Annotated in this window: 19 protein-coding genes; 7 read left to right on the top strand and 12 right to left on the bottom strand. The window is 61.6% G+C overall.

The annotated features are described in order from the left end of the window. Positions 1-62: 62 nt before the first annotated feature. Positions 63-233 carry a hypothetical protein gene (locus B0G81_RS43875; RefSeq protein WP_166679082.1) on the top strand — a complete coding sequence of 57 codons (171 nt, stop codon included), beginning with the start codon at positions 63-65 and terminating at the stop codon, positions 231-233. Positions 234-1,125: 892 nt separating this feature from the next. Here B0G81_RS43875 and B0G81_RS30455 read toward each other — a convergent pair. From B0G81_RS30455 to B0G81_RS30430, 6 genes are all read right to left on the bottom strand, one after another. After that, on the bottom strand, positions 1,126-1,344 hold the full coding sequence (locus B0G81_RS30455) for a hypothetical protein (protein WP_106280077.1): 219 nt from the start codon (positions 1,342-1,344) through the stop codon (positions 1,126-1,128). A gap of 151 nt (positions 1,345-1,495) precedes the next feature. Next, on the bottom strand, positions 1,496-2,569 hold the full coding sequence (locus B0G81_RS30450; RefSeq protein WP_134140463.1) for a methyltransferase domain-containing protein: 1,074 nt from the start codon (positions 2,567-2,569) through the stop codon (positions 1,496-1,498). 125 nt (positions 2,570-2,694) lie between these two features. Next, complete coding sequence (locus B0G81_RS30445) at positions 2,695-3,759, bottom strand: acyltransferase (RefSeq protein ID WP_166679081.1); 1,065 nt, start codon at positions 3,757-3,759, stop codon at positions 2,695-2,697. Positions 3,760-4,232: 473 nt separating this feature from the next. Further along, complete coding sequence (locus B0G81_RS30440; protein ID WP_134140459.1) at positions 4,233-4,940, bottom strand: glutathione S-transferase N-terminal domain-containing protein; 708 nt, start codon at positions 4,938-4,940, stop codon at positions 4,233-4,235. A 223-nt stretch (positions 4,941-5,163) separates the two neighbouring features. Continuing rightward, a complete protein-coding gene (locus B0G81_RS30435) occupies positions 5,164-5,385 on the bottom strand; it encodes a hypothetical protein (protein WP_106280071.1) in 222 nt (73 codons plus the stop codon). A gap of 196 nt (positions 5,386-5,581) precedes the next feature. Continuing rightward, positions 5,582-5,773: a CsbD family protein gene (locus B0G81_RS30430; RefSeq protein WP_012432185.1), complete on the bottom strand. Its 192-nt coding sequence runs from the start codon at positions 5,771-5,773 to the stop codon at positions 5,582-5,584. A gap of 175 nt (positions 5,774-5,948) precedes the next feature. Here B0G81_RS30430 and B0G81_RS30425 point away from each other — a divergent pair, with 175 nt between their 5' ends. The 5 genes from B0G81_RS30425 (at position 5,949) to B0G81_RS30405 (ending at position 10,574) form a co-directional block, all read left to right on the top strand. Next, on the top strand, positions 5,949-6,275 hold the full coding sequence (locus B0G81_RS30425; RefSeq protein WP_116119298.1) for a hypothetical protein: 327 nt from the start codon (positions 5,949-5,951) through the stop codon (positions 6,273-6,275). Between the two features lie 284 nt (positions 6,276-6,559). Beyond that, entirely contained in the window at positions 6,560-7,840 is a 1,281-nt protein-coding gene (gene dcm / locus B0G81_RS30420) for a DNA (cytosine-5-)-methyltransferase (protein ID WP_134140457.1), read from the top strand. A gap of 57 nt (positions 7,841-7,897) precedes the next feature. Continuing rightward, a complete protein-coding gene (vsr, locus tag B0G81_RS30415) occupies positions 7,898-8,344 on the top strand; it encodes a DNA mismatch endonuclease Vsr (protein ID WP_116119296.1) in 447 nt (148 codons plus the stop codon). A 160-nt stretch (positions 8,345-8,504) separates the two neighbouring features. Then, entirely contained in the window at positions 8,505-9,008 is a 504-nt protein-coding gene (locus B0G81_RS30410) for a YbhB/YbcL family Raf kinase inhibitor-like protein (RefSeq protein WP_116142542.1), read from the top strand. 108 nt (positions 9,009-9,116) lie between these two features. Beyond that, entirely contained in the window at positions 9,117-10,574 is a 1,458-nt protein-coding gene (locus tag B0G81_RS30405; RefSeq protein ID WP_134140455.1) for an MFS transporter, read from the top strand. A 151-nt stretch (positions 10,575-10,725) separates the two neighbouring features. Here B0G81_RS30405 and otsA read toward each other — a convergent pair whose 3' ends face one another. The 6 genes from otsA to B0G81_RS30375 all read right to left on the bottom strand — a co-directional run bounded on the left by otsA (position 10,726) and on the right by B0G81_RS30375 (position 15,471). Continuing rightward, entirely contained in the window at positions 10,726-12,162 is a 1,437-nt protein-coding gene (otsA, locus tag B0G81_RS30400) for an alpha,alpha-trehalose-phosphate synthase (UDP-forming) (RefSeq protein WP_116119294.1), read from the bottom strand. Between the two features lie 212 nt (positions 12,163-12,374). After that, positions 12,375-12,587: a hypothetical protein gene (locus tag B0G81_RS30395; RefSeq protein ID WP_134140453.1), complete on the bottom strand. Its 213-nt coding sequence runs from the start codon at positions 12,585-12,587 to the stop codon at positions 12,375-12,377. A gap of 151 nt (positions 12,588-12,738) precedes the next feature. After that, a complete protein-coding gene (locus B0G81_RS30390; protein WP_134140451.1) occupies positions 12,739-13,014 on the bottom strand; it encodes a hypothetical protein in 276 nt (91 codons plus the stop codon). 118 nt (positions 13,015-13,132) lie between these two features. After that, positions 13,133-14,533: a sigma-54 dependent transcriptional regulator gene (locus tag B0G81_RS30385; RefSeq protein ID WP_106280057.1), complete on the bottom strand. Its 1,401-nt coding sequence runs from the start codon at positions 14,531-14,533 to the stop codon at positions 13,133-13,135. Between the two features lie 307 nt (positions 14,534-14,840). After that, positions 14,841-15,107, bottom strand: coding sequence for a hypothetical protein (locus tag B0G81_RS30380; RefSeq protein WP_134140449.1), 267 nt, complete (start codon positions 15,105-15,107; stop codon positions 14,841-14,843). A 46-nt stretch (positions 15,108-15,153) separates the two neighbouring features. Continuing rightward, positions 15,154-15,471: a DUF883 family protein gene (locus tag B0G81_RS30375; RefSeq protein ID WP_106280054.1), complete on the bottom strand. Its 318-nt coding sequence runs from the start codon at positions 15,469-15,471 to the stop codon at positions 15,154-15,156. Between the two features lie 371 nt (positions 15,472-15,842). Here B0G81_RS30375 and B0G81_RS30370 point away from each other — a divergent pair, with 371 nt between their 5' ends. Beyond that, entirely contained in the window at positions 15,843-16,901 is a 1,059-nt protein-coding gene (locus B0G81_RS30370; RefSeq protein WP_116119290.1) for a sigma-54 dependent transcriptional regulator, read from the top strand. Positions 16,902-17,101 lie beyond the last annotated feature (200 nt).

Genomic DNA, 17,101 nt, shown 5'->3' with positions numbered 1-17,101 from the left:
ACGCTCAATTGTGCCGCGTGTGCGTACCGTCCGTCGGACGGCCTGACGCCGAGGATCGTAACATGCGTGAAGGCGGCATCCGGCATCGCGTTTCGCCGCCGGCCAGAGGCGCGCAAGGGAAACGGAATCCCGAAGACCTTCCGGCCGGCTCGGCCGATCGCGAAGACGCCACGAATGAATTCCCACGTGATCTGCTCAGGGCGATGGATGACGAACCGTACGGGTCGGGCTGATCGCGACTATACACACGTAATCGCAGGCATAAATGAAAAAGCCCCAGCGCGCGGGCAGCGGCTGTCAGCGGACCAGATAGCGTCCAGCATCTACCAGATTTGCCCAGAAAAAGGCCCGCGCAAGCCTTCGCACTACGAGGCCTTTTCCTGCCCGCCATCCTTGCCCGAATAAACAAAGCCAAATCGTCCACTCACGCCGGCACACGAACACCCACGTGCCACGCCGAACGCTCGCATCCCGCCAAACACAGACATCAACGTCAAACGCGCGGCGCTTCCTCGCGAACGCCACCCCAGTCACGACCGGACCCAACAGCCGAATTCCCCGAGAGCATGCAGTCGATGAACGTCCGCGCACGCTTCTCGGCATACCTGAACGCATCTACCTCAGACACGAATTCCAGTTGCTCTGGAAAACTTGCAACCTTTTGTGCGGGCTGACTGGACGAACTGATAGTCCAGGACACTTTGTACCGGCGTCCGACATTGTGCAAACACAACGTCTTCCCGGTCGTGACCTGAACGTCGATTCCGAACCCGCGATACGGTGCATAGGATTGGCAAGGCATGATCACTCTCCCGACGCGGCGGTCCGCGTATGCAGTCAACGTCGCGCAACCCGCGTGCCCCAGGATTGAACGCCAGGGAAAACACCACTCGCGCTCAAAGCCACTGCGCAAAAAAGCGGCCAAAAAAAAGCCGCAGCAATGCTGCGGCTCAAAACACACACACCGCGCTCGGGGCGCTGATGTGAACCGTTATCTTACATACACCTATCGGCAAATATAACCAGGGATTTCGTATGATGGTTGCAATCGGCCGGCAGTACGGTCGTAGGTCGCGGCATTTCTACCGCGCGGCGGCGACGCACACTTCCTGGGACCGTGGTCCGCTACTGCTCGATATACATGCGCCATTCCGGAAACTGCTCGAAGAAGCTTTGACTCACGTAGATCTGATACAGGACCGGCGAACTACGGTCGGTCGCGGAGCCGGGCTCGCTCAACACGGTCAGTCCGGGATCGATACCGGACACGCTCGCCCACGCCGTGAGATCGTCCGGCAGATCGGCCGCTTCCTCGCGCGGCACGCGCAATTTGATCGGTTTCATGGCCTCTCCGATAAATGGTGAAGGATGTCTCAGCAAATATCACACAAAGAAGCGGTATTGCCAGTGCCAGCATCTCCAGCGAAGGCGATCCGCGTCGATCGCGGGACGGCCATGAGACGTGGAGAATTGAAAGACAAGCCCACGCGCGCATTCAATACGATATGTTTCGCCCTTTCGAGCCACGCCCTCGAAGCCTAGTTACCGCGGCGCGCAACGGCGCCGTGATCCGCCACGACGTCGACGACTCCAGCGCCCTGATCGTCGAATCCTTCGATGCAATTTGCTCCTGCATCGCGACAATTTCGCCCTGCATCGCGACAACTTTCTCCTGCATGACAGCAGCCGTCTCTTGCATCGTCGCAACCTGCTCCTGCGTCGCCACGAACTTCTGACGCGTTTCCGCAAGCGCTGTCTCGGCTTCGGCGAGGCGCTCCGCTGTCTCAGCATCCACAGGGGCGCTGTAGAACTCCGCAGTCGTGAGTTCAACGCGAGGCGGTTCCTTGCGAAGCACAATGATCATCTCCCCGCCGGTTTCGCCGCGCGCCGGCACAAAATCGATGAGATTGAATTCGAAGAAACCCATCATCAGGATCGGCTTCAGGACTTTGGAAACAATCGTGCTGCTCTCGAAAACGTGGCTGTGAATGCCCACATGCGGAGGCGCCTGCAGCTTGTGCCTGATACGGTTCATATCGAGTTTATCGGCCACGTGCATCGGCTTGTTGACGAATGCTTCGTCGTAATAGATCTCGCATTCGATTTGATGTTCACGCGGGATGTCCTCGACACTCGCGACATACTCGGCCACGAAATGACTTAACGCCGTGTCCTGTCTGTATTTGTCGAAACTGAACTTCTTGTCGGGCAGGGCAAGAAATAGCACTGCGCCGGGCCGCATCATGTCGCATAGATCGGATAGCCATTGAATCATGTTGGGCGCGTGCTCCATCACATGATTCGCGATAACGTAGTCGAACTTGTCGCTGATGTACTCGCCGTACCGGTTCGAATGAACCACGTAGTCGATTTCGGGTATGTCGGCGATCATGTCCGGGTGCGTGCATTCCCGGACCAGTTGCTCCCTGTCTTTCCAGTCCAGATATCGTACGTCTGCTTCCGACTTGAAGACGGTCGGCTGATCATACGGTCCTATCTCAAGACCGACTCCCGATAGATCGGTATGTTTCAGCAGATGCCCGCGGCGCAGCGTCGTAACCAGATTCATGAACCACCTCTCGGCGTTAGAACAGGCAACAGTGCAACTTGGCACGTCGTACACCGCCGCTGAAGCAATCAACTCGCGGCTGACTCCGTTTCTCGCCGCGGCGCCGACTCAGGCCATCGCCGCGTTCAGGCCATCGCCGCGTTTCGCCGCCACGGAAACCGCAATCGCATCGCCGGTTTTTCGACGGCAAACCAGGAGACCAACGTGAGCGCCATTGATATGACAAAAGTGATTGTCACCATGGCGATATTCGGGTGAGAGAAACGACCGAAAAATGCGCCCATCCTCTCATGCCCACCGTAAAGCATCGACTGCAGGACAACGTAGTGCCACAGGTAAAACCCGTACGAAACTCGCCCGAGCCCGGCCAGCGGAGCGATGTCGAGCGAGCGCACCAACGCGGACTGCTGCGCCGTGACGACCTTCGCAATAATGAGCGCCGCGGCTAACGGCGTAAGTGGGTAACCCCACGCCAGCAACGTAAATTCGAGTGCGTTTTCGCTCAACGTCACGATCAACAGAATGGCTACGGCAAGGGGCCAGAACTTGCCGGCCCGAGCCGTCCATTGGCGCGGCATCACCGCCAGCAAAGCCCCCATCAGCAGCCCGTCGGAATGCGTATCGAAGCCACAGTAAACGCGCGCCATCGAAAGGTGTTGCGACATCAGAAACGAGCGCCACGCGATCACTGCAACCGCAAGGAGTGCGACTGCGAGCACGAGCCGGCGTGGCCAGAATTTCAACAAGCCCAACAGGATGAGCGGCCAGACGAGGTAAAACTGCTCTTCGATCGCGAGCGTCCACGTATGCCCCGTGAGATGCGCGTCGTAAATGCCGAACGCGCGGACCCAGTTCATCACATAGAAGAAAGCGGGCAGGACTTCGAACCCCACTTTCAAGGAACCGGGAAACACCAGACAATAAAGCGTTACCCCGGCAAGCATCAGTAACAAGGCCGGGTAAAGCCGGCGAGCGCGCCGCCAGTAGAATCTCGGCAAATCGATGCGGCCGTTACGGTGATGCTCCGCGATCAGTCGGCTCGTAATCAGGTAACCGCTCAATACGAAGAATACGTCGACGCCGACATACCCGCCGCCCACGACGCCTGCGAGACCCGTATGCGCAAGAAATACGGCGATGACGGAAAGCGCGCGCAAGCCGTCGAGGCCGGCAATCCGGGTGTGTTGCATGTGACTCATGCCTGTTTGGAGAAGGCGGGGCGGATAGCTCGCCGCGCGGGTATTGATAGCCGATAAGCTCTGAAACGGTTGGTAAGGATTCGGCTACGAGAAGTTCAACAAATCATCTCGCTTCTCCACTGCGCGGAAATGTTTTCGTTCTCGCTGGGCAATAGTCGTAAAAGCTACCTGCTCTACGTAAGGTCACTGAGGATGGCAACGAGCGCCGGGCGATCAGTGCAAATTACGCTCAGACTTTCTATTGCCGATTCGAAGAGAACTGTTATCTCCGCCGCAAACAAAGTGCGGGCGTTCGTCGATCACATGGTTGAGGACTTCGCGAACAATGATGACGCAGTCGACGCGCCGCCACGCGAACGACAGAAGACAAGAGAGGCAACGCAAGATCCACGCAAAAGAACTCGTGGCGGATTTAGCCTAATGGCGGCCGGCCGACGAAACTCGCAGCCGGCCGCATGAATCGATTACGACGGACGCTTAGGAATATCCAGTCCCTTCGCCACGGCCGGACGCGCGACGAACGCGGCCAACACGCGCGTCACGTTCGAAAAGTCCTGAATGCCGACGAGATCGCCTGCTTCATAGAAGCCGATCAGATTGCGTACCCAAGGAAACGTCGCGATATCGGCGATCGAGTACGCATCGCCCAGAATCCAGTCACATCCTTCGAGTTGCCGGTCCAACACGCCGAGCAAGCGCTTCGCTTCGCCGATATAGCGGTCGCGCGGACGCTTGTCTTCGTACTCCTTGCCGGCAAACTTGTGGAAGAAACCCACCTGGCCGAACATCGGCCCGATGCCGCCCATCTGGAACATCACCCACTGGATCGCCTCATAGCGGCCGGCGGCATTCTGTGGAATCAACTGGCCGCTCTTGTCCGCGAGATAAAGCAGGATCGCGCCGGATTCGAACAGCGGCAACGGCTTGCCGTCAGGTCCATTCGGATCGATGATCGCCGGAATCTTGTTGTTCGGACTGAGCGACAGAAACTCCCGCGTCATCTGATCGTTGGTATCGAAGCGCACGAGATGCGGCTCGTACGGCAAGCCCGTTTCTTCGAGCATGATCGACACCTTCACGCCGTTGGGCGTGGGCAGCGAGTAAAGCTGAATCCGGTCCGGATGCTCGGCAGGCCATTTCGTCGTGATCGGAAAAGCGGATAGGTCGGTCATCTGACGGTGTAACCCTTGTGCGAATGCGGCGACTGAAAAGAGAATCGGGCGTCCGCTGCCGGCCGGACGACCGGTGGCGAAGATCCCAACCCAGGATCGCCAAATATAAACCGACTCGGCGCAACGCGTGCGGGCGCGGCCCAACGCGTATATCGGCACTCAAGGTTTTACAGCCGACGTTACCGGCGACTCGCGAACGCAAAACGTGCGCGCTAACCGGCATTCACCACAGATCCTTGGTCGCGGTGCCGGCGCGCGAGTTATAACCTTCGCGCCACAAGGACGCGCCGACGCTCAGCAACAGCGTCTTCTGCTCGCCGTCGAGCAGATCCCAGGCGGCCGCGAGCCAACTGGCGAAGCTCGCACAGGTCTGTTCCAGGTCGACGGGCGTTTTGCCCTCGAGGTATTGCCGTTCGAACATCGAAAGAACTTTTTCGGGTGTCATGGGCGCCGTCTCCGTATTTGGATGCGCCAAGTCTAAAGGCGGCGCACCGCATGCGGAATGCTCCCGACCCCAACCCCGGGTTACTCCCAGGCGAAATCCGCCATCGGCCGAAAAAGTCCGGTGTGCGACGTGAAAGGACCGGCAAAAGGAAAAGGCGCCGCAGCGCCCTTTCCGTCGACCCCCGTCGCAAACCAAATTACGGCGCGTTGCGCTTGGCATTGTCCTTGGCGTCTTCCTTCGCGTCGCCATAGGCCTTTTGCACCTTGCCCGCGCCTTGTTGCAGATCGCCCTTGATTTCCTTGCCCGGGTTGTCCGTGGCCTTGCCGACTGCTTCGTTGACCTTGCCCTTAACCTGCTCGGCCACACCCTTCACCTGGTCTTTGTTCATGTTCGGCTCCACTATTTGGAATGCCGGCGCGACATTACGCCAGTATCCGTAGTGAGCAACGGGTGTGCCCGTGCCCGCGCGTGGTTGGGTTTCTTCAGAACGTATCGCAAGAAAATATTTTCAAACAGGCCTAAAGTCCCGCTGCGGCGTGCCGTAAAGCTGCCAAGGAGGCGCCATGGATCGCACAGCCATCACCGTTTCGGGATCATCCCAAGCCGCTTTGATCGATCGCGACATTACCCATATTGCGCGGGTGATGCGGCCGTCTTTACACGGCGATCTGGGCGGCCCGATCCTGCCCGCCGGGTATTGGCGCAAGCGTCTGTACCAATTGCTTGACGCCGGCAATCTTTCCCACGCGCAACTGTGCACGGTCGACAGCCTCCTGCTCCAGCTCGATCAGTACGAAGCCGAACCTCAACTGGCCTGGGACGCACTGGCGCCGGCCTCCGCCGCGTTGTTCCCGCCGCCCTACCCGGTCAGCGCCAGCCATCGGGTCTGACCGGCTGAGAGCCTGAACTCCGGTTTATTCCGGGCCGGCGGCATTCCATTTGCTCGCGATAAAAAAAGGCCGCGAACCATGCCGCGGCCTCAACACGTCGCAACGCGGGGAATTCGCGTCACGTTATAAGCGTACACGCGCAACTGTGACAGCCGCATTTAGCCGTGGACTCGCCTGTGCAGTGTTTCAAACGTGCGAAATTTTCTGCCCAAGCTACGCAAAAAATAGGGAAATGGGACGACCTTAGGTCATAATGTCCGCAAAAATTCCCAGCAAGGATACCCGTGACCGTCGCCGCACCGCTCGCACTGCTCAAGCAAGCGCGCGCCCGCTTCACTCAACGCGAAATCGCCGCGCATGTCGGCAAGGACATCAAGACGGTACGTCGCTGGGAAAAAGGCGAAACGCAGTGCCCGGCGATGCTTGAACCGGCCTTGCGCGATCTGCTGCGAAACCGCGTGCGAACCCGCGGCAGCGTGGGCGGCGACGCTCAGTTCCGCTTTATCGATCTGTTCGCCGGCATCGGCGGGATTCGCATGGGCTTCGAGGCGCATGGCGGCGACTGCGTCTTTACGAGCGAGTGGAACGACTTTTCGACCAGGACCTACCGCGAGAATTATCCCGGCGGCGCCGAGCATGCGCTGATCGGCGACATCGTCTCGTTTCCGGCTGAAGACGTGCCGAGCCACGACGTGTTGCTCGGCGGCTTCCCGTGCCAGCCGTTTTCGATCGCGGGTGTGAGCAAGAAGAATGCGCTGGGCCGGCCGCACGGCTTCGAATGCACGACCCAGGGCACGCTCTTTTTCGACGTCGCGCGGATCATCGCCGCCAAACGACCCGCCGCGTTCCTGTTGGAGAACGTGAAGAACCTGCTCTCGCACGACAAGGGCCGCACCTTCGACGTGATCCTGCGAACCTTGCGCGACGAACTCGGCTACGAAGTGCACTATCGCGTGGTCGACGGCCAGCATTTCACGCCGCAGCATCGGGAACGGATCATCATCGTCGGCTTTCGCGGTAACACTTCGTTTTCGTGGGACGACCTGCGCCTGCCGGAAGAAGGCCCGCGTCTCGGCTCGATTCTGCATCGCACGGATGGCAGCGAGCCGGTGCTGCCGTGGGATCACGACCGTTTCTTCGACCACGCCGGCCGACGCGTGCAACCCAAGTACACACTCACGCCGAATCTCTGGACTTACCTGCAGAACTACGCGGAGAAACATCGCGCGGCGGGCAACGGTTTCGGCTTCGGCATGGCTTATCCGACCAGCGTGACGCGCACGCTGTCGGCGCGTTATCACAAGGACGGCTCCGAGATCCTGGTCTATCAGGGCGAGTCGCTGCGCCCGCGCCGTCTCACGCCGCGTGAATGCGCGCGGCTGATGGGCTTTCCCGATACCTTCAGAATCCCGGTGAGCGATACGCAAGCCTACCGGCAGTTCGGCAACAGCGTCGTGATGCCGGTAATGCGCGAAGTGGCGCGCATCATGCTGCCGCACGTGCAAACCCTGCTCGCCGAGGACACTCGCCATGCTTCGAAGCAAACGCTCTCGCTCTACGCGTGAACGGTCAGTCGGTGTGAATAGCCGGCGCGCCGAGCCGCTTTTCAAGCGCTAGAAGAGATGGTCGACATCGTCGATAGCGCGACCCGCAGCCGGATGATGTCCGGCATTCGCGGCCGCAACACCAAACCGGAAATTCTGATCCGCAGCCTGCTGCATCGACAGGGCTTTCGCTTCCGGCTGGATGCGCGCGATCTGCCCGGACGCCCGGACATCGTCTTACCGCGCTACCGCGCCGTGGTGTTGGTGCACGGCTGTTTCTGGCACGGCCACGACTGTCATCTTTTCAAATGGCCGCAAACGCGGCCGGAATTCTGGCGCGACAAGATCGGCCGCAATCGCAGCAACGACGACAAGGTTTGCGCGGCGCTGCTCGCCAGCGGCTGGCGCGTCGCGGTGGTATGGGAATGCGCTTTGCGTGGCGCCAATCGTGATATCGAAGGTGTCTTGCAGCGGCTCGTCGAGTGGCTGAAGAGCGACGCGCCGAGCTTCGAGGAACGCGGCTGAAAGCCGCTTGTAGTCCGCCCGGCCGCACGAATCTTCAGCCGCTGGTGATACACTCGATTGGCTAACTCGGGGTACTTCCGCACGGCGCCCTGCCCTGCAAACCGGCCGCAAAACCGCACGCCCCGACCATCCCAGAACCACTCAAGAAGGGAGGCACACCATGGCAGATTTCCGTCTCTGGTCCGACGAATTTCCCACCAACGGCTTCATGCCGAAAGCCCACGAATATCACGACAAGGCCTTCGGCGTGGACGGCGAGAACATCTCGCCCGCGTTGCATTGGGAGGCGCCGCCCCCCGACACGCAAAGCTTCGCGCTCACCGTTCACGATCCCGACGCGCCCACCGGCAGCGGGTTCTGGCACTGGGTCGTGGTGAATATTCCGGGTGACGCCCGTTCGCTGCCGCGCAACGCCGGCAAGGCGGACGGCTCGCTGCTGCCACAAGGCGCGCTGCAGGTGCGCAACGACTACGGCACGGTCGGCTTCGGCGGCGCCGCGCCGCCGCGGGGCGACAAGGCGCATCGCTACATCTTCCGTCTGCATGCGCTGCGGGTGCCGAATCTGCCGATCAACGCGGATACCACCAACGCGGTGGCGCGCTTCATGACGCATCTGAACGAACTCGACTCGACCACTCACACCGGCCTGTACGAACTCAAATAACGCGGAAGACGCGCCGGCCGGCGCGCTCAGGCTGCGCCGGCCGGCTCCTTGAAAGCGGCACGCGGCGCGCGCGAGCGGCGAACCGCCCCACTACAACTCGAACAATCGATGCACGCACAACCACCGCGCAAGGACAGCACCGACGGCACCATCGCCGCCGAAGCGGCCGACACCCTCGCCCCCGACACATCGCTGCGCAAAGACACCGAACAAGGTTTGCCGATTCCGCAGCGCTACTGGGCGATGCTGGTTATCGCGCTCTCCCTCACACTCGCGGTGCTCGACAGCGCGATTGCCAACGTGGCGCTGCCGACTATCGCGCGCAACCTGCACGCCAGCGCGGCCGGCTCGATCTGGGTCGTCAACGCCTATCAGCTCGCGATCACCATCTCGCTGTTGCCGCTCGCCTCGCTCGGCGACCGCATCGGCTACCGGCGCATTTATCTGGCCGGGCTGATCCTGTTCACGGTGGCGTCGTTCGGTTGCGCGTTGTCGACTTCGCTGCCGACTCTCGCGCTCGCTCGCGTGATTCAAGGCTTCGGCGCGGCCGGCATCATGAGCGTGAATACGGCGCTGGTGCGCATGATCTATCCGCCCGCGCAGCTCGGACGCGGCGTCTCCATCAACGCGATGGTGGTCGCGGTTTCATCGGCGGTGGGACCGACCGTGGCTTCCGGCGTACTCGCGGTCGCCTCATGGCCGTGGCTGTTCGCCATCAACGTGCCGATCGGCATCGCGGCGATCGTCGGCGGCTTCAAGGCGCTGCCGATGAACCCCGGCCACGAATCGCCCTACGACTATTTGAGCGCGGTGATGAACGCGTTCGTCTTCGGCCTGCTGATCTTCGCCGTCGACGGACTCGGCCACGGCGAAGGATTCCGCTACGTCGCGCTGGAAGCGCTCGGCGCGCTGGTGATTGGCTATTTCTTCGTGCGTCGTCAGTTGACGCAGCCCGCGCCCTTGCTGCCGATCGATTTGCTCAGGATTCCCATCTTCGCGCTCTCGATCGGCACGTCGGTCTGTTCGTTCTGCGCGCAGATGCTCGCCTTCGTGTCGCTGCCGTTCATGCTGCAGGACTCGCTGGGTTTGTCGCAGGTGGAAACCGGTCTGCTCATGACGCCGTGGCCTGCCGTGATCATCATCGCGGCGCCGATTGCGGGCGTACTGTCGGACAAGGTGTCGTCGGGATGGCTGGGCGGCGTCGGACTTGCCGCGATGACCGCCGGGTTGCTGCTGCTCGCCACACTCGGCGCGCATCCGGACGCCATGCAAATCGCCTGGCGCATGGCCTTGTGCGGCGCCGGCTTCGGCATCTTCCAGTCGCCGAACAATCGCACCATGCTGTCCGCCGCGCCGCGCGAGCGCAGCGGCGGCGCGAGCGGCATGCTCGGCACCGCGCGCCTGACCGGCCAGACGCTCGGCGCGGCGCTGGTCGCGCTGATTTTCGGCATTGCGCCACAACATGGACCGACCATCGCGCTCTACGTGGCCGCGTGTTTTTCGGCGGTCGCCGCGGTGATCAGCACGATGCGCGTCATGCACCGGGCCAATGCGCAGCCGGCCTAACTGAGTTCAGCGCAAGGGATTTTGTTCAGCCGCACGAATGCGAAAAGGGCGTGGCTCACGTTGTGCGAGCCACGCCCTGCGCTTCTACTTTCACACCGCCAATCAGATGACGTGACCAGCACGCGCGGCTCTAACGCTAGCCGCGCGACCGTTACTCCGGCAACGACGACGCGGTCACGTCAGCGCGCTTTACCGCTTTGGCCGCCACCGACGATGCCGTCGCGACGTTGCGCAAATCCGCGAGGAAGGTATCGCGCCACACCGACAGATTGTTCTCGCGCATTGGCGCCATCATGTCGGCATGCCGTGCCTGACGCTCGGCGAGCGGCATCGAGAGCGCGCGTTCCAGCGCCTCGGCCATCTGCGACAGATCGAACGGATTGACGACCAGTGCGCCAGGCAGCTGCTCGGCCGCGCCGGCAAACTGCGACAGCACGAGCACGCCCGGGTCAGCCGGATCCTGTGACGCCACGTACTCCTTTGCGACGAGATTCATACCGTCGCGCAGCGGCGTCACATAGCCGACCTGGGATTGACGGAAGAGCGCCATCAAGAGATTGCGCTCGTATTTGCGATTCAGGTACTGGATTGGCGTCCAGTCGAGTTGCGCGAAGCGACCGTTGATGCGGCCCGCTTCGCCCTCGAGCGTCTGACGAATCCGCTGGTAGGTCGTGACGTCGGCGCGCGTCGGCGGCGCGATCTGCACGAGCGACACGCGACCGTGCCAACCCGGTGCGTTCAGCAGCAACCGCTCGAACGCCTGGAAGCGCTCCACCAGACCCTTCGAATAATCGAGGCGGTCGACGCTCATGATCAGCTTGCGTCCGCGCATGCCATCGCGCAGGCTGCGCACTGGCTTACGGTCGGTGAACTGCTCGGCGGCCTTCGCGATCGCATCCGGGTAGATCCCGATCGGATACGCACCCACCTTCAGGAAGCGGTTGTACGCGTGCACCATGCCGTCTTCGCTCGAGGTGCCGTGCTGGCCGCGCTCGATAAAGTCGACGAACGACTGGCGATCCGCATCGGTCTGGAAGCCGATCACGTCGTAGCTGCACATGGCCTTGACCAGTTCTTCGTGCGGCGGAATCGTGCGCAGCACTTCCGGCACCGGAAACGGAATATGCAGGAAGAAGCCGATCGGATTCTTCACGCCGAGTTCGCGCAGGCAGCGCGCGAACGGCAGCAGATGATAGTCGTGAACCCAGATGATGTCGTCGGGCTTGAGCAGCGCCTTGAGCTGCTTGGCCAGCGTCGCGTTGACGCGTTGATAGCCCGCGTATTCCTGCCGGTCGTAGCGCGACAGGTCATTGCGATAGTGGAACGTCGGCCACAGCGTCGCGTTGGAAAAACCGCGGTAATACTGGTCGTAGTCGCGCTTGGTCAGGCCCACCGTCGCGTACGTCACATTGCCTTGTTTTTCTATCACCGGAGCGCTGGGCTCACTCACCGTTTCGCCGCTCCAGCCGAACCAGACCCCGCCGCTCTCCTTCAGCGCGTCCAGCACGCCGATAGCGAGACCGCCCGCTGCGGGACGGCCTTCCTGAGTCGGCGCGACACGATTCGATACCACGATCAGTCTGCTCATTGGTGCTCCACCTAGTTCAGTTGTTTCGTTGCATACGGATATGTGTCGAAAAGGTGCATGCAAATCGCGTGCCGTTTTTAACAATCGCAGAAATAAAAATGTATGCAAATGTGACCGACGAGCAAAAACACGCGACTCCACTCGGCCGCGAAGAAATTTTTTCTGCTTTATATGACGAAACCAGACGGCCTTTTACCGACCGTCAAATCGGCTCAGGCATCCTGCTCCGAGCCGAGGTCGCGCTGGTACTCCAGCCCTTCCTGACGCACGCCGCCCTGGTTGTGCTCGCCGTCCGGCGGCGCATCGGGCGCGACGCGGTTCTGCCCTGCCGGATCGTGCAATTCCGGCGGACTTTCCTTGCTGTCGGCCGGCCGGGAGTCGCGCTTCGAATGGCGTGCTGAACGTCGCAATGCTGGATGTCTCATGATCCACGCCTCCGCAGGAAGCCCGCCGCCAGATTGGCGGCACCAATACAGTCTAGGGGTCGCCACGGTAAATTGCCGGTAAAAGATGCGCCGGCTTTGTAACAAATACATAAATTCGGCGCGCCATACTGCGGCGCAACCGAAGAACGTGTCAGAGTTGCATACGCAGTGTTTGCGACGGCTGACGCTGACCGGCTTGTGGCGTTTGGGTCGGCTGCGGCGGCGGATCGCCGATCGGCGGAGCGACAGGCTCGATCGGTTCGATCGGTTGCGGACTGGGATCGGGACTGGGACCTGGAACCGGAATGGTGTCGGGTTCGCCGGGACTCGGCGGCGCAATCGGAGGCGGCGACGGCGGCTCGATCGGCTCGGGCCGATGAGCGTGAATCGGCAGGGGAAGCGCGGGGGCGGCAGCGTAGTCCGGCATATTATTTATCCTCGTTTGCGTTCCACTGGCTCGCAGCAAGGCTTGTGCCGTCACGGATGCGCCCCCCGGCTGGTTGCACCGGCTGGTTGCGCCGGATGTGTCAGCGGCGCTGGCGGCGTTAAGCGTCCGCGCCGCCCAATGCGCGCGACTCGTCGGCGGCGTCGCCGTCTTCACGCGCGTCGTTGCCGTATTCGACGAGGCGGTTATACAGCGTCTTCAAGCTGATGCCGAGAATCTCAGCGGCCCGCGTCTTCACGCCGCCGCACTGCTCGAGCGTGGCCAGGATCAGTTGACGATCCGCTTCGGCGAGCGACGTGCCGAATGGAATCGTGATCGCCGTACCGGCCGCGGGCTTCGACAGCGTGATCTGCAGCGGCACCGTCGCCGTGCTGTCCGAATCCGTACCGGACATGATGTGCGCGCGCTGCACGTAGTTCTTCAATTCGCGCACATTGCCCGGCCACGGATAGGACATCAGCATGTCCTTCACGGCGGCGGGGAAATGCTTCTTCGTGCTGTGGCGTTCGTTGAGTTCGTCAAGGAAAGCCTGGGCCAGCAGTTCCACATCCTTGCCCCGCTCGCGCAACGGCGGCAGGCTGATCGGAAACACGTTTAACCGGTGGTACAAGTCGAGCCGCAGCTTGCCTTCCAGCACGGCCTGCTCGGGATCGCGGTTGGTCGCCGCAATCAGGCGCACGTCCGTTTCGATTTCCTTGGTCGTACCGACCCGCATGAACATGCCGGTTTCGAGCACGCGCAACAGCTTCACCTGCAACTCGATCGGCATCTCGGTGATTTCGTCGAGGAACAGCGTGCCGCCGTTCGCCCGCTCGAAATAGCCCTTGTGCTGACGATCCGCGCCGGTGAACGAGCCGCGCTCGTGGCCGAACATTTCCGATTCGATCAGGTTCGGCGAAATCGCGCCGCAATTCACAGCGAGGAACGCGTGCTTGCGACGCAAGCTGAGCTGGTGCAGCGTCTGCGCGGCGACTTCCTTGCCGGTGCCCGACTCGCCCACCAGCATGACCGAGGCCGCCGTCGGCGCGACGCGGCCGATCTGGTCGTAGACCTCCTGCATGGCCGGCGAATTGCCGAGCATCAGCCCGAAGCGGCCCATGCGGCGCAGTTCGCCGCGCAACGTGCCGATTTCCGCCTTCAGGTCGCCGGCGCGCGGCAAGCGCGAGAGAATCGCCTTGACGCGCTGCATGTTGATCGGCTTGACCAGATAATCGGTCGCGCCCATCTTTAGCGCGTTGACGGCCGACTCCACCGTGGCATGGCCGGTAATCACGATCACTTCCACGCCGGAGCGCGGATCCAGATCTTCGAACAGGTCGACCCCGCTGCCGTCCGGCAGCTTCAGGTCCGTAAAAACGACGTCCGGCATCTGCCGGACCAGTTGAATGCGCGCTTCGCGCAAATCGCCCGCGGTGGCGGTGGTCAGGCCGTCTTCCCCGATGATGGCGGAAAGTGCCTCGCGGGTACCGGCATCGTCATCGACAATCAGTACATGTGGCATCGCGTCTCGAAAGCCTGCAAGCGTGGGTGTGGGAAAACATGCAAAGGCGCATGTTGAAATGCGTGCCGCCGACCTGTCGCCTAGCCGTTGCCGCGGGCGCTAATGTGAGCACCCACCAACTCCAACCCAACACGCCAAGCCGAACGACTTGATTCAATCTTGCAACAATATGAGGGCAAACCCACCCGCCCAAACCGTCATTGTTGTTTATTTACCTATTATAAGGCTTTACAGAGACAAGTTAGCAATGCATACCGGGCGCCGCCAGTCCCTGCGGCGAGCCGGCGATGCAGTGCGGACAAGTGGCTCAACTACGCGGGAACGGCCAGGGGCCGCCATTGCCGTTCGGGTAAGCCGAGCCGTTGGCGCCGTGCGCGCTCGGGCTTGCGCTACCCGCCGTAGTCGCCTGATTGGCCGTCGGCGCCGCGACCGTACCGCCCTCGTTTTCCCAACGGTTCAACTCGCGCGCCACCGGGATTTGCGCGGCGCGGTTGCGCTGCTGCACGTAGCGCACTGCCAGAAAGCCGCCGAGCGCCATCAGTGCGCCGAAGATGCCGATCTTGGGTCGTGCCATCGTGAACTCCTTGTCGTCATGAAGCGGATTAAAACTGTGAAGCGCCTTAGCGCGCAGTGAGCACGCCGAGCACAAAGCCGACGCCCGCGGCAATGCCGATCGAACGCCACGGGTTGTGCCGCACGTAGCGTTCGGTATTGATGGTGGCGGCTCGATAACGCCGCTGCGCGTTCTGCTGCGCGTCGCCAAGCGCCGATTGCAGGGTTTCGACGTGCGTACCGAGTTTGTCGCGCAATGCGCCGACGCCTTCGCCCGGTACATTGGCGGCAAGACGCAGCATTTCTTCCGAGTCCTTCAGCAGCACTCGCAGATCCTCGACAATCTTCTGGCCGCCGAGTGCAAGCTGTTGCGTGGTGTCAGTCATCATTCACTCCTGGTCTGAGTTCGGCGTTGCGTGTGCGTTCCGGCGAGTGCGCATAACGCTGCAAATTGGCGAATGCCGATCGCCGCCGTCGCGCAACATATGCCATGCGATCGCATGAAAAAGCACACGCGTGTCGGATCGGTCTCGCAAACGCCGTGCCCGGTAAGTTCGCCTTGTTCGTAGCAAGCAAACCCCGAGCCGCGCACTTTCGACCGATCTGGCGCCACGTAGTTTTCCAACCCTCAGATCGTTTGCCGAAAACGGTGCCAAAGTGGTTAAATCAACGTTTGAGAGATAGCGGCCTCGCTGGTAAATCTCGTTCCAGGCCTGCGCGCCGTAACAACACATTCATTTGCACAGGACCCCCGTTTATGGCGTCAATCGACCTCGCCTCGCCCACCGTCACCGGCGGAGGCAATGCTTCGGCAATGGCGAAGCAGCGCGTCGCGGACGGCATCGTGGGACTCAAATCGTACGGCTTGCTGTATGGCTCGTCGCCGGTGATGCTGGATCTATACCAGCAGATCGAGCGCGTCGCGGGCACTGACGCGACCGCGCTGATCATCGGCGAATCGGGCACCGGCAAGGAGCTGATCGCCCGCACGATTCACGATCAAAGCAACCGCAGGGATGCACCGTTCGTCGCGGTGAATTGCGGCGCGATTCCCGACGAACTCATCGAAGCCGAACTGTTCGGCCACGAGAAAGGCAGCTTCACAGGCGCGGTCCAGGGCCGCGTCGGCTACTTCGAACACGCGAACGGCGGCACGCTGTTCCTCGACGAAATTACCGAGATGGCGCCGGTGCGCCAGGTCAAGCTGCTGCGCGCGCTGGAAACCGGCACCTTCTATCGGGTCGGCGGCAACGACCTGATCAGCGGCAACGTGCGCGTGATCGCCGCGACCAATCGCGACCCCGCGGTGGCCGTCAAGGAAAACGGTCTGCGTGAAGACCTCATGTACCGGCTCGCGGTTTTTCCGCTGCGCGCGCCGCCGCTGCGCGAGCGCGAGAACGACCGCGAACTGCTCGCGCAACACTTCCTCGCGCTGCTGAATCAGCAGGAAGGCACGAGCAAAAGTTTCAGCAAGCGCTCGATCGAAACGCTGCGCACCTGGTCATGGCCGGGCAACGTGCGCGAGTTGAAGAACGCGGTCTATCGCGCATTCATTCTTGCGGAAAAGATCGTGGAGTTGCCGCATCCGCATCTCGCGTCGCGCGTGAAAAAGCCGACGACGCAGGGCGACGCGATGAGCGTATGGATCGGCACACCGCTCGCCGACGCGCAAAAGCAGATCATTCTCGGCACGCTCAAATATTGCGGCGGCGACAAACGGCGCGCGGCCAAAGCGCTCGGCGTGAGTCTGAAAACCTTGTACAACCGCTTGAGCGCTTACGGCGACGAAAGCGCCGAAGAAGACCCCGACCAATAAACTTATGCCGCGGCACTCATGGAGTGAAGCGGCGTGAGTGCGTGCCTCGCGTGCCGGAGTGATCGAGTGCGCGCGAGCTTCAGCGGCTGGCCAACCGCTGCAAGCAAGCGTGCTTCGTGCGTCTTGAAAAGCAAACCAAATCCGTTCGCACCGCCAATCAAAATGGGTTCTGCCCAAACAGAAACCCTTTTGTCTCGCAC

Source organism: Paraburkholderia sp. BL6665CI2N2, from assembly GCF_004366535.1.
In the GTDB taxonomy this organism is placed as follows: domain Bacteria; phylum Pseudomonadota; class Gammaproteobacteria; order Burkholderiales; family Burkholderiaceae; genus Paraburkholderia.
The sequence above is the reverse complement of the archived record's forward strand: the minus strand, read 5'-3'. Positions and strand labels throughout refer to the sequence as shown.